Source organism: Aquibacillus kalidii (genome assembly GCF_014280935.1).
Classification (GTDB): Bacteria; Bacillota; Bacilli; order Bacillales; family Amphibacillaceae; genus Aquibacillus_D; species Aquibacillus_D kalidii.
In genome coordinates this window covers 21,581-35,484 of the sequence record NZ_JACLZI010000016.1, presented here as the reverse complement: position 1 = coordinate 35,484, position 13,904 = coordinate 21,581, and the positions used below count along the sequence as shown (strand labels likewise).

Genomic DNA, 13,904 nt, shown 5'->3' with positions numbered 1-13,904 from the left:
ATATTCATTATGTTTGACGTTCATTATTATATAATCCTATACTAGGCCGAACGCAATTTGCAACCATCTTATTATAACATAATCGGACATGCTTTCAACAATTAGTAATAGACCCATATATTGATGGTTTTAAATCTATTCATCCAATATAGAAAAATATAGTTTTTCGTATTCATAAAACTCTGTTATGTATTGCTGTACCTCTTCTGAAAATTTGTCGCCGAGCCCTTGTTTACCAACCTCAAGAAACTGTCTCCCCATCAAGGATAACGCTTTTGCGATTACAGGTATCTGCTCATCTTCTGGTGCTATTGGATATGTGACATACAGATAACGGTACAACATCTGATCAATTAATTCAAATAATGATGGGTTATCTTGCTCCATTTCCTCTAATAGATCGTACACCCTACCAACAAAGGCTTGATCTTTTAAACTTGGAATTAGAACAGGGTTTATTTGTTTATATTGGCTCCATTTTTCTATTTCGAGCGGATGATCTACTTTCTGTATCCGTAAACAATCAATAATTACAGTCTTCACTACTGGGTGAATCATTTTATCCTTCAATAGTTTTTCTAAATAAGATATGTATGGGAGTACATTTATCTTTTCAAACTTTTTAATGAGTAGCCATTGCTTCCTACTATCCTGATTTTGTACAGCACGTTGTAGGTCTTTAAAATATCTTGTACCTTGTTCTTGTTTTAAATCCCAATCTAACTTCTCACTTATTTCATAGATCTGTTCTAATTGTGTTTTTATCGGTTCAGGAATTTTCCCCTCAGCTAGCTCATCCCTTAATAATTCTAACAGATCCTCATATCGACTTGCTTGAAACAACAATGTAGAATAAATATGTAAGTAGTCATAGTAAAACTCATCACGCTTAGCAAGTAATTCTTCACAAAGTTCTTCTGCTTCTTCTTGCTCACCCAATTCCATCAAACAGATGAGTTTAGCAGTCAACACCTCGTGTGAATGGACATCGTGCTTTGTTAATTGATCTAGATAATTTAAGGCTTCTTTATAGTTACCAGACTTTATTGCTTCTTGGCTTTTCTGTTCTAGTTGATCCTTCCACTTAGGGAATAAAACGACATTTTCCTCTTCAATGTTCATATCACCATTCCTAACTATTACTTATATATTGATGCTAGCTTACCATTAATATAGGAGCCAATCAAAGGGTTACTTTGAGTTCCTAGAAGGAAGAACTCTTTTTCAAACAGAGTTACCTATGTCTCAAAAAAAAATACACCTGTAAATATTGGAATAACCAATTTACAGGTGTTTATAATGAGCGTCCCAGGAGAGATTCGAACTCCCGACCCACAGCTTAGAAGGCTGTTGCTCTATCCAGCTGAGCTACTGGGACATGGAGCGGGTGAAGGGAATCGAACCCTCGACATCAGCTTGGAAGGCTGAGGTTTTACCACTAAACTACACCCGCACAATATTTTATATTTTTTCAAGAGACAAATAAAATTATATAACTCATAATACATTTTGTCAATAGTTTGATGATTTTTTTTAGATATGAGCTTTGGAAGGTTATGCCAACCAAAGCCCACTTATATATTTATAACGTAGTATGGTAGGTTAAGTCAATTACTTGCTCTCCATTAACGTCATAAAATTCAACTTTTACATCCTTATTGGTTTCCCAGGACAAAATAGCATACGTTCTTTCCTTACGCGCTCTCGGTAATCTGATACTGCCTGGGTTAATAAATAGTTTATCATTTACTTTTTCTGCACCAGCAATATGCGAATGACCAAAGCAAACAACTTTTGCTCCCAACTCGTCAGCACGATAGGATATGGGCATTAGTGTTGATTTCACCTGAAATAAATGTCCATGTGTCACAAAAAATGTTAAATTCCCCACAGAAAAGTTAGATTCATCAGGAAAACGTGAATCCATATCACAATTCCCTGCTACTTTTTCAAATCCTTCTAATTCAGTTGCATCCATTTCCAATTCAGAGTCTCCGCAGTGAATTAGTTGATCCACTTCATCCTGATGTCTTTGTTTTATTTGGGACACTTCTTCTGATAAACCGTGACTATCACTCATAATCAAAACTTTTGGCATTAGAGAAATCCCTCCACTCTAGCTATTCTGTTGCAACCATTCCTCTAATTGAACAAGTGCATTACCTCTATGACTAATTTGGTTCTTCTCACTAGGTGACAATTGCGCCATTGATTTTTCACTACCTTCCGGGAAAAAGATCGGATCATATCCAAATCCATTTTCTCCTACTGGTTGATAACCTATTGTTCCTTCACAATAACCCTTTTTATAGATCATTTCTTTGCCAGGTACAGCAATTGCTAATACACAAATAAACCTTGCTTTTCGATCTTCTTTTGAGACATTTGCTAGTTTATCCAATACTTTATGTAAATTTGCTTGATCATTCTTCTCTTCCCCAGCATAACGTGCAGAGTAAATGCCTGGTTCCCCATCTAAAGCATCCACTTCTAGTCCTGAATCGTCTGCAAGGACAGGTAGTTGAAACATCTCTGATATCTCTTTGGCTTTAAGAGCGGCATTTTCTTCAAAAGTAGCCCCTGTTTCCTCTATATCAGGAATCGTTGTCTCTAAATCTAACAACGATATTACTTCTATATTATATTTTGAAAATAATTCCTTAAAATCTTTCATCTTACCTTTGTTTTTTGTTGCAATGATTAATTTCTCCATGATTAGCCTCTATTCACTACCTATTTATTTATTTCCGTTGCCCATTTTCCTATTGCCTCTTTTTGTAATTCAAAAATCTCTGTTAACCCTTCTTGCGCTAACCCTAGCATTTTCTGAAGTTGATCTACAGAAAACGTCGCTTCTTCACCAGTTCCTTGAATTTCTACAAATTCACCTGAACCTGTCATCACAATATTCATATCCACATGCGCTTGGGAATCTTCTTCATATTGTAAATCTAATATTTCTGTACCATCAGGTAAGACACCGACTGATGTAGCTGCTAAATAGTCTGTTATCGGCATTTGTTTAATTGCCTTTTTTTCCAACAAAGAACCGAAAGCTAGAACAACTGCCACAAAGGCTCCAGTTATTGATGCGGTTCTAGTTCCTCCATCTGCTTGGATAACATCACAATCAACCCAAACCGTACGTTCCCCTATTTTCTCTAGGTCAACTACAGCGCGTAGTGCACGTCCTATTAAACGTTGAATCTCCATCGTTCTCCCGGTCACTTTCCCTTTGGAAGATTCCCGAATGTTACGCTGTTCTGTAGCTCGTGGTAGCATCGCATATTCTGCAGTGATCCATCCTTTACCCTCTCCACGCATAAATGGGGGAACACGATCTTCCACACTTGCATTACAAATTACTTTTGTATCTCCTACAGATATTAGAACGGAACCTTCAGGGTGTTTTGTAAAATTAGTTTGTATCGTTATTGGTCGCAAATCATTTATCTTTCTTTCATTACTTCTCATAGTTGTTCCTCCTTTTATTTCTCTATAATCGTAACATATTTTAGCCTAGATATAGAACATCAATACCATCATTCTCATAAAAATTTCCAATGCAAAAATATAGTTTATAATTACTAGCAATTTTCAAAACAAAAAGAGCTAGTAGATTTACTAGCTCTTCCCATAATGTACGCTTTATAAACTACCAGTTGGAACGAACATATCTCTTGTAACAGGGTCTGAGTATGGAACGCCTTCTTCATTAAACACTTGCTCCATATTGTCTACTTTTACATTAACAGCCTCTACCCCTGGTTGATCTGTTAATGTCAGTACCAATGTTTCCATTACATCGTCAGATATAGCACCATTTTCTGAGTTAGATAGAATGTTTTCGTTAAAACTTAGTGTAAGTACACCATCTTGATAAGTCGGCTCCTCTGTTAGTGCAACACCACTGTTAAACACATTCAATAGGTTTAGATCGAATGATGGACCTTCTACTAAAGCTTGTACAATTGATTGATAATTGTTATCTTCTGTTTCCACGTGTTGTGTGATAGGTACATGGTAGAAATTATCATTGTACTGTGTCGGATAGTAAAGCGTAACAGCTTTACTATCCATTAGGTCGACAGAGTCGCCTTCATAAATGTTAATTCCATTTGCACGAGAATATCCATCATTTATTGGTGTTCCATTCACTGGCATTTCCTTTTGTTCATAGCCATTGATCCAAAGGTTTACTTTTTCTACGTTTTCGAATTGAGTTAATGTATAAGTCATAGCCTGAATAATTTCCTGTTCATCTTCAGCACGATACTCCGCAAATTCCTTTGATACATCTACAGTCAATGTTCCATCTTTTAAGTTTAGTCCTAGTATTTCTGTACCAGATGGTAATACAGCCTGGAAACCATCCGGTAAAACAGATGTTACAGGTCCATCCTTAACTAAGTATTCTAGTACCTGCCTCGCAACTTCCTTAGAGCCATCTTTCGGTAATTCAAGAGTTTGTGGAACAACCATGCCATTTGAATCTAGTAAATATAACTGTCTTTCAACTGTCTCTGTTGATTCTTCTTTTTTAGATGAATCTTCTGTTTTATCAGCTTCTTTTCCCTCTTCTGCTTTTGTATCTTTTGCAGAGTCGCCCTCTCCAGCTTTAGCTAGATCTTCCGTATAGCTCGCTTGATCTGGTGGAGCGTCAATTTCTTCTAATGTCTGTTCCCCTTTAAACACACCACAACCTGACAGTAATATAATAGTTAACCCTATTGCGCTAGTATTAATTAATAATGAGCGTTTCTTCATGCTTTTCCCTCCTACGATGGTTTGTACTACTATATATACGAGCACAAATCTAAAATAGACCAAGCTGAAGAAATTTTTTATATTCTTTTTTCTAGATTACTGCTATACCAATTAGGAAAAGCTAAAATATTACAAAGTTATGTGAATGGCTAACAATAGAAGCAACCATATCTTTGAATAAATTTCTTCTAACATACTTTGCTACTTTCAGACAGGCGTACTAGGGGAAAAATCTGCAGTAACTTATCAGACTTTAATTAAATGAGCGTATAGTGCGACACTGTGGTATTTTCACCCAAAGGGATCTTGATCGCCACGATATTAGAGAAATCTTTAAAAATTCGCTTCGTTAAAGAGTTCCTTACATCGCGAGTTTTGAGTAATTTTTAAAATTCGCTTCCTTAAAGATGTTCTTACATCGCGAATTTTGAGTAATCTTTAAAATTCGCTTCGTTAAAGAGGTTCTTACATCGCGAATTTTGAGTAACCTTTAAAATTCGCTTCCTTAAAGAGTTCATTACGCCGCGAGTTTTGAGCAATCTTTAGTATTCACTTCGTTAGATCAAGAGGATAAAAAAACAAGTGAGTATACTATACTCACTTGTGACTAAAAAGATAACTGACCAATGTGAACATTTTCTGCAGAAATGTCAGGTTGCTCTAGCCAGTTCCTTGCTATTTGATCAAACACATGAAGCCGACCTGTTGTATAAAATTTGTGCTCTGGAATTCTTTCCCCATTATAAAGCTTTTTATGATATCCCATGATAGTACTAACCTCACGCGCTGTTTCTTCCCCAGACGATATAATATGAACATGGGTACCCATTACGTCTTGGATCAAATCTTTTAGCAACGGATAATGCGTACACCCTAAAATAAGTGTATCAATATGATTTTTATCCTTTAAAGGTTTTAATGTTTCATATACGACATGGTAAGCATCTTCACCCGTAAGAATCCCATCTTCAACCATTGGTACAAATCTAGGGCATGCTAAGTCATTAATCCTAATCTTATTATTAATATTTTTTAGTGCCTTTTGGTAAGCTTTACTATTGATAGTTCCTTCTGTTCCAATTACACCAATACGTAAGTTCTGGGACATCTTAATTGCCGTTCTCGCCCCTGGTTGAATAACTCCAATTACTGGAATATCTAATTCCGCTCGAAGCTGGTCTAATGTGTAGGCAGTCGCCGTATTACACGCAACAACTAGCATTTTAATATCTCTCTTCAAAAGAAAATCAACCATCTCCCAAGTGTACTGAATTACTTCTTCTTTCGGTCTCGGGCCATAAGGGCATCTCAGGGTATCACCTAAATAAATAAGCTGTTCTTTTGGTAGCTGCCTCATTAGTTCGCTCGCTACAGTCAATCCCCCTACACCTGAGTCGATGACCCCAATAGGTTTATCCATTACAATCCCCTCTTTGTCTTAGATGTTTACTTTTCTTCTACTTTCTTCATATGTTGATGCAATAAATTTAGGATTGATGAAAGATGGTCTACATCTGTATCTGACACATTCTCTAAAACCTGTCCTAAATATTCCTGACGTTTCTGAATCACTTCATTAATAATAGACTTGCCTTTCTCTAATAAATGGATTCGGACTACCCTACGATCTTTTGTATCCCGGATTCTCTCTACTACTTCATTTTTCTCCATTCGATCCACTAAATCCGTTGTGGTACTAAAGGCTAAGTTTATCTTATTCGATAATTCACCAAGTGTTAAATCCCCTTCTTCTAACAACCACTGTAAGGCAATAAATTGTGGAGCCGTTATCGGATAGTTATTTAAAATTTCTCTACCTCTTTGTTTTATAATGCCTGATATATATCTTAACTCTTTCTCGATTTCTGCAATGGTATTACTTGAATTCCTATTATGCAATTTTTATTGTCCTCCTCAAAATCACTACCTAACAAGATATTCCTGGTTAAGGGTATATAATAAAAAGATTCCTTTTTTCAGTACTTATTAAACATTCAAATTAGATGCCATGTATTTTAACACATACTATATAAATATTACATTGGTAGCAGCACTTTGGCTAGTAAAAAATCAATTACTTGGTCGCTATATAACTATTTGGCTTAATGTTGTACACTTTTCTCTAGATAATTGATTCTATATTTCTTTCCTTACATTAAAAAACCGACTTTCTTTATAGAAAGTCGGTTTTTACTAAAGCTTTAGTTCTCCCATACGTAAGAGTTCAACTACAGCTTGCGAACGCCCCTTGACACCTAGCTTTTGCATAGCATTTGAAATATGGTTTCTAACTGTTTTTTGTGAAATAAACAATTCCTGGGCTATTTCCTTTGTTGTTTTATCCTGTACTAAAAGTTCAAATACTTCTTTTTCACGTTTAGTCAATAATTGCTTCGGCTTGTAGTCATTATCCTTCAAGTCTTAACCCCTCCTTGCTGTCTTTAGAGCTACAATTTGAAGGGTATTTATTTAGTCAATGTATTCTATGTACAACAAAGCAATTCCGTGCTTGAAAACGCCCATTTTTCTGGTTTTCTTTGAACAAGTACTTGAGAGCCTTTATTACCAAATAACATAATTCAAAAAGAGGCTCTCTATACATTATGTCAGGCTTCATTAAAAGGGTTAATCATTTCTAATAATTGTCTTTTGACCTCGCTTGAAAACCGTTTGGATTTACCAGTAATTGGATCAATTTGGACCATTCTACCTCTGGCAGTAAAGCAGACTTCTCCTTTCGCATTTTCACCCATATAATGCAGGTCAAAGGATGTTTCTCCAACACTAGCCATTTTCACAAAAACAGATAAGTGATCAGTAAAGTAAATCTGTTTTAAATAATTACATTGAAGGTCAGCAACTACGATCGGAACCATATCATTAGAAAAGTCCTGAAAGAGACCAATTTGTTTTAAATAATCAACACGTGCTTCCTCTAAATACATAAATACAAATACATTGTTTACATGTCCAAACATATCTGTTTCAGCAAACCTTATCTTAATTGGAATATGAAAAGTAAATTCATCCTTCCATTGTGAAACATCTGTTATATAATCAATAGACTTCACTACGATCCCCCCTGAACTAAGTTAGAACACCAATTTCACCTAGTATTCTAGATATGAAAAAAGCCCTTACCATAGGCAAAGGCTTCTTGTTGATTAGACAATTCTACTTATTAGTACGCATAGTCACTTCCAAAGAAATTCTTGAAGGACTGAATGTTTGTATCACGATTCAATGCAGCAATAGATGTTGTAAGCGGAATGCCTTTCGGACAAACCTGTACACAGTTTTGTGAGTTCCCACATCCTGCGAGGCCTCCATCTTCCATTAAAGTATCTAAACGCTCTCCTCTGTTCATCTCGCCAGTTGGATGTGCATTGAATAGACGAACTTGTGATAATGGTGCAGGTCCAATAAATTCTGATTTACTATTTACATTTGGACATGCCTCTAAACAAACGCCACAAGTCATACATTTAGATAGTTCATAAGCCCATTGTCGCTTCTTTTCTGGCATACGTGGTCCTGGTCCTAGGTCATGTGTTCCATCTATTGGAATCCACGCTTTCACTTTTTTCAAAGAATCAAACATACGACTTCTATCCACTGCCAAATCACGCATCACCGGGAATGTAGCCATAGGTTCTAGGTAGATTGGTGTTCCTAGTTTATCCACTAATGTAGAGCATGCTTGCCTTGGAACCCCATTTATTACCATGGAACAAGCTCCACAAACTTCCTCTAAGCAGTTAGACTCCCAGTTAACTGGGGTTGTTTTCTCTCCGTTAGCGTTAATCGGATTTTTTTGTGTTTCCATTAAAGCAGAGATAATATTCATATTCTCTCTATATGGAATTTCAAACGTTTCCTTATAGGGAGAAGAATTAGGACTATCTTGACGTGTAATGATTAACTTAATCGTTTTGTTTGCCATAGTACTTCCTTACCCCCTTTACTTTTTCTTACTATAGTCACGCTTCCTTGGTTCAATTAAAGATACATCAACATCTTCGTAACTGAATGTTGGAGACTTTGTCTCTTGATTAAATTGAGCTTTTGTCGTTTTCAACCATTCTTCATCATTACGTTCAGGAAATTCAGGCTTATAATGTGCTCCACGACTTTCATTTCTGTTATATGCTCCAATGGTAACTACTCTTGCAAGGTGAAGCATATTCTTCAATTGACGTGTAAACATAACACCCTGATTGCTCCAACGAGAGGTATCATTAATATTGATATTTTCCCATCGCTCTAACAACTCCTGTATTTTATCATCCGTTTTTAATAGTTTGGCATTGTCACGCACAACGGTAACATTGTCTGTCATCCATTCCCCTAGTTCTTTATGAATTTGATAAGCATTTTCATCGCCATCCATACTCATTAATTGTTCAAAATAATCTTCTTGCTCTTTTAGTTTTGAATCAAATAGGGAAGAAGGAATATCGTCAACCGTTTTCTCTAAATTATCAATGTATTTAATAGCATTAGGACCAGCTACCATTCCACCATAAATAGAGGATAGTAATGAGTTAGCTCCTAAACGGTTAGCACCATGTTGCGTATAATCACATTCACCTGCAGCAAATATACCAGGAATGTTTGTCATTTGATCATAATCTACCCAAATACCGCCCATAGAGTAGTGTACAGCAGGGAAGATTTTCATCGGAACTTTACGTGGATCTTCTCCTACAAACTTTTCATAGATTTCTATTATTCCACCAAGTTTTACATCAAGTTCTTTTGGATCTTTATGGGAAAGGTCTAAGTAAACCATGTTTTCCCCATTAATACCAAGTTTTTGGTTAACACAAACATCAAATATTTCTCTAGTTGCAATGTCACGAGGCACTAGATTACCATAGGCAGGATATTTTTCTTCCAAGAAGTACCAAGGTTCCCCATCTTTATAGGTCCAAACACGACCACCTTCACCACGAGCAGATTCACTCATTAACCTTAGTTTGTCATCCCCTGGTATAGCAGTAGGGTGTATTTGGATAAACTCGCCGTTCGCATAAATACCACCTTGTTGATACAAAGTAGCTGCGGCTGAACCAGTGTTGATGACGGAATTAGTAGATTTACCAAAAATAATTCCAGGACCACCAGTTGCTAGAATAACAGCATCTGCTTTAAACGCTTTTATTTCATGCGATCTAATGTCTTGTGCGATAATTCCGCGCCCAACACCTTCATCATCAATGATCGACGAAATAAACTCCCATCCTTCATATTTAGTTACCAACCCTTGAACCTCTGCACGTCTTACTTGTTCATCCAAAGCATATAGCAATTGTTGGCCTGTTGTTGCACCTGCATATGCGGTACGATGGTGTTGCGTACCACCAAAACGGCGGAAATCTAGCAATCCTTCAGGTGTTCGGTTGAACATAACACCCATACGATCTAGCATATGGATAATACCAGGTGCTGCATCGCACATTGCCTTAACTGGCGGTTGATTTGCTAAGAAATCTCCACCATAAACTGTATCATCAAAATGTTCCCACGGAGAATCCCCTTCCCCTTTTGTGTTTACAGCTCCATTAATTCCACCTTGCGCACAAACAGAGTGAGAACGTTTAACAGGAACAATTGAAAGTAAATCAACATGTACGCCTGCTTCTGCCGCTTTTATAGTTGCCATAAGGCCAGCAAGACCGCCCCCTACAACTACTATGTTACGATTACTCATTCTTACTCACTCCCCTAGTTTAACTTTCTTCTATTTTGAATATTTATATTAGATTAGATTCCGTATGCAAATTTTATAATTGATCGAACACCGATATACGTAACAGCAAGGAACACTAGTAAGGTTGCATAGGTAGCAATCTTTTGTGACCTTGGAGTAATTGTTATTCCCCATGAAACTAGGAAACTCCATAATCCATTTGCAAAGTGGAAAGTAGTAGACACAACACCGATAATATAAAACCAGAACATAAATGGTGTTGATAGTATATCTTCCATCAAACTATAATCTAGCTCTGCATTTCCCATTCCAATTGCAATTCTAGTTTCCCATAAGTGCCAAACAATAAAGATTAGCGTAATAATTCCAGTTATTCTTTGGATGTAGAACATCCAATTACGAAAGAAACTGAATCGTCTCACATTATTTTTAGCAACAAATACAATGTAAACCCCTAAAACCGCGTGGAACAGAATGGGAAGAAAGATAACAAATGTTTCTAGCACATAACGGAACGGTAAATGTTCCATAAATGACGCCGCCTTGTTAAAGCTTTCCTCTCCATATACAGCGAAATGATTGACAACTAAGTGTTGAATCAAAAAGATCCCAATCGGTATTACCCCTAGTAAAGAATGTAGCCTACGATAAAAAAACTCCCTATTCTCCGCCATATTTACCCCCCTCAACAAATATTCTTATTCTATTAGACCTATAAAATATACCATTTCTAACCAATAAAAGCGCTTTATTTTCTATTAACGCAATTAAAACAATAATTAGAAAAATGGATATTTTGTGACACAACTATTGTACTTCTATCCTAGTAAAGCGTCAAGAAAACGAATTCTTTTAGATAACTATGTTCACCATCTAATTAGGTTGCATTGTCTAGAGTTTCAAGCCATAATAAAATTAGATATCTCATGTTTTTTACTGTTTAATAAAAAACTACATCACCTTGCTGACGATTTTGAAAGGGGTTCAATTTTGTGCACAAAAATAGTGATAATTTAAATAGCATAGTCGACCAACTACACACATCAGGATCAGGTTACGACTTATTACGGTATGTATGCCTTCCCGACTTGTTAGGCAAAGATACCCAATCCATTCTCTACGTGCTAGGGAAAAATATAGCAAGAAAGATGACTTTCACTTCGATTGAAGAAATATATGACTTTTTCTTAAAAACGGGTTGGGGGCATTTAACACTTATAAAAGAAAAGCGAAGAGAATTTATTTTCGAGTTAACAGGAGAAGCGATAACGAATCGAATAGAAAGTAAAATCGAACAGGATTATCGAATCGAATCAGGTTTCCTAGCAGAAGCGATCCAACAATTAAAATCGATCCCCTGTGAATGTATAGAAGAATTAAAAAATAAAAAAGGTTTCGTACAATTCAATGTCATTTATTCAAAGGATTAGGAAATAAGATGACAGTGCAAATGAAAGCCCTCTAGTTATCTAGAGGGCTTTCGTCTATTTCTTTATTTACTTTTTCACCCTTTAGATGGTTAAGAATGGTTTCAGCAGTTGGCTGAGGGATACCTAGTTTCTTTAATTCTTCCAATGAAGCCATTCTTATTTCATTAATATTTTTAAAATGCGTAAGCAAAAGGCGTCTTCGTTTTTCTCCTACACCTGGAATCGAATCCAACTCAGATTTGAACGCACTCTTCCCTCTAAGCTGTCGGTGAAACGTAATAGCAAAGCGGTGCACTTCATCCTGAATACGTTGAATTAAATAAAATTCCTGGGACTGTCTATCAAGCGGCACTATGGTTGGTGGATTACCATATAATAACTCGCTTGTTTTATGCTTATCATCTTTGGCTAGTCCACATAATGGAATATCTAAACCTAACTCATTTTCTAATACATCAAGAGCAGCATTCATTTGACCTTTACCACCATCTATTACAATCAAATCTGGTAATGGAAGGTTTTCTTTTAACACACGAGTGTACCTTCTCCTTACCACCTCACGCATTGTTTCATAATCATCAGGGCCAACTACATCTCTAACTTTATATTTTCGATATTCTTTTTTTAATGGGCGCCCATCCATGAATACAACCATTGCAGAAACAGGGTCTGTTCCTTGTATATTAGAATTATCAAATGCCTCAATTCTGTGCGGAATCTCTATGTTTAATCTGGCTCCTAAATCTTCTACCGCTTTAACTGTTCTCTCTTCATCTCGTTCGATAAGGGAAAACTTTTCTTCGAGAGCAATTTGTGCATTTTTAGCAGCAAGTTTGACCAATTCTTTCTTTCGACCACGATAAGGAATATGAACATCTATCTCCAATAATTTTTCAAGCAGTTCATTATCAGTTGGTGCAGGTACAAGTACTTGCTTAGGTTTTGGATGGTTTTGATGTAGATAAAAACGTCCAATATAACTTACGAACGTATCCTCCGGGTCATCAAAAAACGGAAAAATAGAAACGTCTCTTTCTATTAATTTACCTTGTCTAATAAAAAATACCTGGACACACATCCAACCTTTATCATAAGCAAAACCAAATACATCTCGATCGACTTTATCATTCAATGTCATTTTTTGCTGTTCCATAACCGATTCAATATGTTGGATTTGATCCCGTAATTCTTTCGCCCGTTCAAAGTCGAGCTCTTCTGAAGCTTTAAACATTTTATCCTTTAGATCATTCTTAATCTCCCGATGACCTCCACCCAAAAACGAGGAAATACTCTGCACGATTTGTTTGTTCGTTTCCTCTGACACTGGATATACACACGGACCAAGACATTGATTCATATGGTAATACAAACAAACCCGATCAGGCATTCTATCACATTTTCTAAGGGGATATAAGCGGTCTAATAACTTCTTTGTTTCTCTTGCAGCAATTACGTTCGGATAAGGCCCAAAATATTTCCCCTTATCTTTTTTTACCTTCCTTGTAACAATTAATCGAGGATGCTCTTCGGAAGTTATTTTTAAATATGGATACGTCTTATCATCCTTCAGCAAAATATTATACTTTGGATCATACTTTTTAATTAAATTCATTTCTAAAATCAGTGCTTCAATTTCAGAAGATGTAACAATATATTCAAAGTCTACAATTTCTTGGACTAATCGTTGTGTTTTTTGATCGTTTGCCCCTGAAAAATACGAGCGTACACGATTCTTTAATAATTTCGACTTCCCAACGTAGATAACTGTGTTATTTTTATCCTTCATCAGGTAACAGCCTGGTTGTGCAGGGAGGACAGCAAGTTTTTCTTTAATTGTATTATTCATCAAATCTCCCCCAAAAAGACAATTTCCCTTTCATTTTACCATATGTCTCTTTTCCTAACTATTGTTACTTTTGTCACAATATCTAATCTGCAGTAACTAACTTTATACATTGCTTATTAAGTAAAGGCTGACCAACCGTTCTGGAAAA

At 36.2% G+C, this 13,904-nt stretch carries 14 protein-coding genes and 2 tRNA genes; 1 reads left to right on the top strand and 15 read right to left on the bottom strand.

Annotation, left to right across the window (positions count from 1 at the left end; all coding sequences use genetic code 11):
- Positions 1 to 135 precede the first annotated feature (135 nt).
- The 14 genes from H7K77_RS03000 to H7K77_RS02935 all read right to left on the bottom strand — a co-directional run bounded on the left by H7K77_RS03000 (position 136) and on the right by H7K77_RS02935 (position 11,154).
- On the bottom strand, positions 136 to 1,122 hold the full coding sequence (locus H7K77_RS03000) for a DUF3196 family protein (RefSeq protein ID WP_186576234.1): 987 nt from the start codon (positions 1,120 to 1,122) through the stop codon (positions 136 to 138).
- A gap of 182 nt (positions 1,123 to 1,304) precedes the next feature.
- Positions 1,305 to 1,378: transfer RNA gene (locus H7K77_RS02995), tRNA-Arg, on the bottom strand.
- A 1-nt stretch (position 1,379) separates the two neighbouring features.
- Positions 1,380 to 1,453: transfer RNA gene (locus tag H7K77_RS02990), tRNA-Gly, on the bottom strand.
- Between the two features lie 129 nt (positions 1,454 to 1,582).
- Complete coding sequence (locus H7K77_RS02985) at positions 1,583 to 2,098, bottom strand: metallophosphoesterase (RefSeq protein ID WP_186576233.1); 516 nt, start codon at positions 2,096 to 2,098, stop codon at positions 1,583 to 1,585.
- A gap of 18 nt (positions 2,099 to 2,116) precedes the next feature.
- Positions 2,117 to 2,713 (bottom strand): XTP/dITP diphosphatase, encoded by a 597-nt coding sequence (locus tag H7K77_RS02980; protein ID WP_186576232.1) that lies wholly within the window; start codon positions 2,711 to 2,713, stop codon positions 2,117 to 2,119.
- 20 nt (positions 2,714 to 2,733) lie between these two features.
- Complete coding sequence (gene rph, locus H7K77_RS02975) at positions 2,734 to 3,474, bottom strand: ribonuclease PH (protein WP_186576231.1); 741 nt, start codon at positions 3,472 to 3,474, stop codon at positions 2,734 to 2,736.
- 174 nt (positions 3,475 to 3,648) lie between these two features.
- Positions 3,649 to 4,767, bottom strand: coding sequence for a GerMN domain-containing protein (locus tag H7K77_RS02970; protein WP_186576230.1), 1,119 nt, complete (start codon positions 4,765 to 4,767; stop codon positions 3,649 to 3,651).
- Between the two features lie 607 nt (positions 4,768 to 5,374).
- Positions 5,375 to 6,187, bottom strand: coding sequence for a glutamate racemase (gene racE, locus H7K77_RS02965; RefSeq protein ID WP_186576229.1), 813 nt, complete (start codon positions 6,185 to 6,187; stop codon positions 5,375 to 5,377).
- Positions 6,188 to 6,213: 26 nt separating this feature from the next.
- Positions 6,214 to 6,666, bottom strand: a complete 453-nt coding sequence (locus tag H7K77_RS02960) for a MarR family winged helix-turn-helix transcriptional regulator (protein ID WP_186576228.1) — start codon at positions 6,664 to 6,666, stop codon at positions 6,214 to 6,216.
- A gap of 294 nt (positions 6,667 to 6,960) precedes the next feature.
- Entirely contained in the window at positions 6,961 to 7,185 is a 225-nt protein-coding gene (locus H7K77_RS02955) for a helix-turn-helix domain-containing protein (protein WP_077621319.1), read from the bottom strand.
- Between the two features lie 188 nt (positions 7,186 to 7,373).
- Positions 7,374 to 7,838: an acyl-CoA thioesterase gene (locus H7K77_RS02950; protein ID WP_186576227.1), complete on the bottom strand. Its 465-nt coding sequence runs from the start codon at positions 7,836 to 7,838 to the stop codon at positions 7,374 to 7,376.
- A 110-nt stretch (positions 7,839 to 7,948) separates the two neighbouring features.
- Complete coding sequence (sdhB, locus tag H7K77_RS02945; RefSeq protein WP_186576226.1) at positions 7,949 to 8,710, bottom strand: succinate dehydrogenase iron-sulfur subunit; 762 nt, start codon at positions 8,708 to 8,710, stop codon at positions 7,949 to 7,951.
- A gap of 18 nt (positions 8,711 to 8,728) precedes the next feature.
- The gene (gene sdhA, locus H7K77_RS02940) at positions 8,729 to 10,480 is read right to left on the bottom strand and encodes a succinate dehydrogenase flavoprotein subunit (RefSeq protein WP_186576225.1); all 1,752 of its coding nucleotides are present in this window, start codon (positions 10,478 to 10,480) and stop codon (positions 8,729 to 8,731) included.
- A gap of 53 nt (positions 10,481 to 10,533) precedes the next feature.
- Positions 10,534 to 11,154 carry a succinate dehydrogenase cytochrome b558 subunit gene (locus H7K77_RS02935; protein ID WP_186576224.1) on the bottom strand — a complete coding sequence of 207 codons (621 nt, stop codon included), beginning with the start codon at positions 11,152 to 11,154 and terminating at the stop codon, positions 10,534 to 10,536.
- Positions 11,155 to 11,472: 318 nt separating this feature from the next.
- On the opposite strand from H7K77_RS02935, the gene H7K77_RS02930 reads away from it, so the two are divergent.
- Positions 11,473 to 11,910 carry a YslB family protein gene (locus H7K77_RS02930; RefSeq protein ID WP_186576223.1) on the top strand — a complete coding sequence of 146 codons (438 nt, stop codon included), beginning with the start codon at positions 11,473 to 11,475 and terminating at the stop codon, positions 11,908 to 11,910.
- 31 nt (positions 11,911 to 11,941) lie between these two features.
- On the opposite strand, the gene uvrC is transcribed toward H7K77_RS02930, so the two are convergent.
- Complete coding sequence (gene uvrC / locus H7K77_RS02925; RefSeq protein WP_186576222.1) at positions 11,942 to 13,756, bottom strand: excinuclease ABC subunit UvrC; 1,815 nt, start codon at positions 13,754 to 13,756, stop codon at positions 11,942 to 11,944.
- Between the last annotated feature and the right edge of the window lie 148 nt (positions 13,757 to 13,904).

Coding starts and splice junctions, on each gene's coding strand:
- rph (WP_186576231.1), bottom strand. CDS start 3,474: ATGAGAAGTAATGAAAGAAAGATAAATGATTTGCGACCAATAACGATA.
- H7K77_RS02970 (WP_186576230.1), bottom strand. CDS start 4,767: ATGAAGAAACGCTCATTATTAATTAATACTAGCGCAATAGGGTTAACT.
- H7K77_RS03000 (WP_186576234.1), bottom strand. CDS start 1,122: ATGAACATTGAAGAGGAAAATGTCGTTTTATTCCCTAAGTGGAAGGAT.
- sdhA (WP_186576225.1), bottom strand. CDS start 10,480: ATGAGTAATCGTAACATAGTAGTTGTAGGGGGCGGTCTTGCTGGCCTT.
- H7K77_RS02980 (WP_186576232.1), bottom strand. CDS start 2,713: ATGGAGAAATTAATCATTGCAACAAAAAACAAAGGTAAGATGAAAGAT.
- uvrC (WP_186576222.1), bottom strand. CDS start 13,756: ATGAATAATACAATTAAAGAAAAACTTGCTGTCCTCCCTGCACAACCA.
- H7K77_RS02985 (WP_186576233.1), bottom strand. CDS start 2,098: ATGCCAAAAGTTTTGATTATGAGTGATAGTCACGGTTTATCAGAAGAA.
- sdhB (WP_186576226.1), bottom strand. CDS start 8,710: ATGGCAAACAAAACGATTAAGTTAATCATTACACGTCAAGATAGTCCT.
- H7K77_RS02935 (WP_186576224.1), bottom strand. CDS start 11,154: ATGGCGGAGAATAGGGAGTTTTTTTATCGTAGGCTACATTCTTTACTA.
- racE (WP_186576229.1), bottom strand. CDS start 6,187: ATGGATAAACCTATTGGGGTCATCGACTCAGGTGTAGGGGGATTGACT.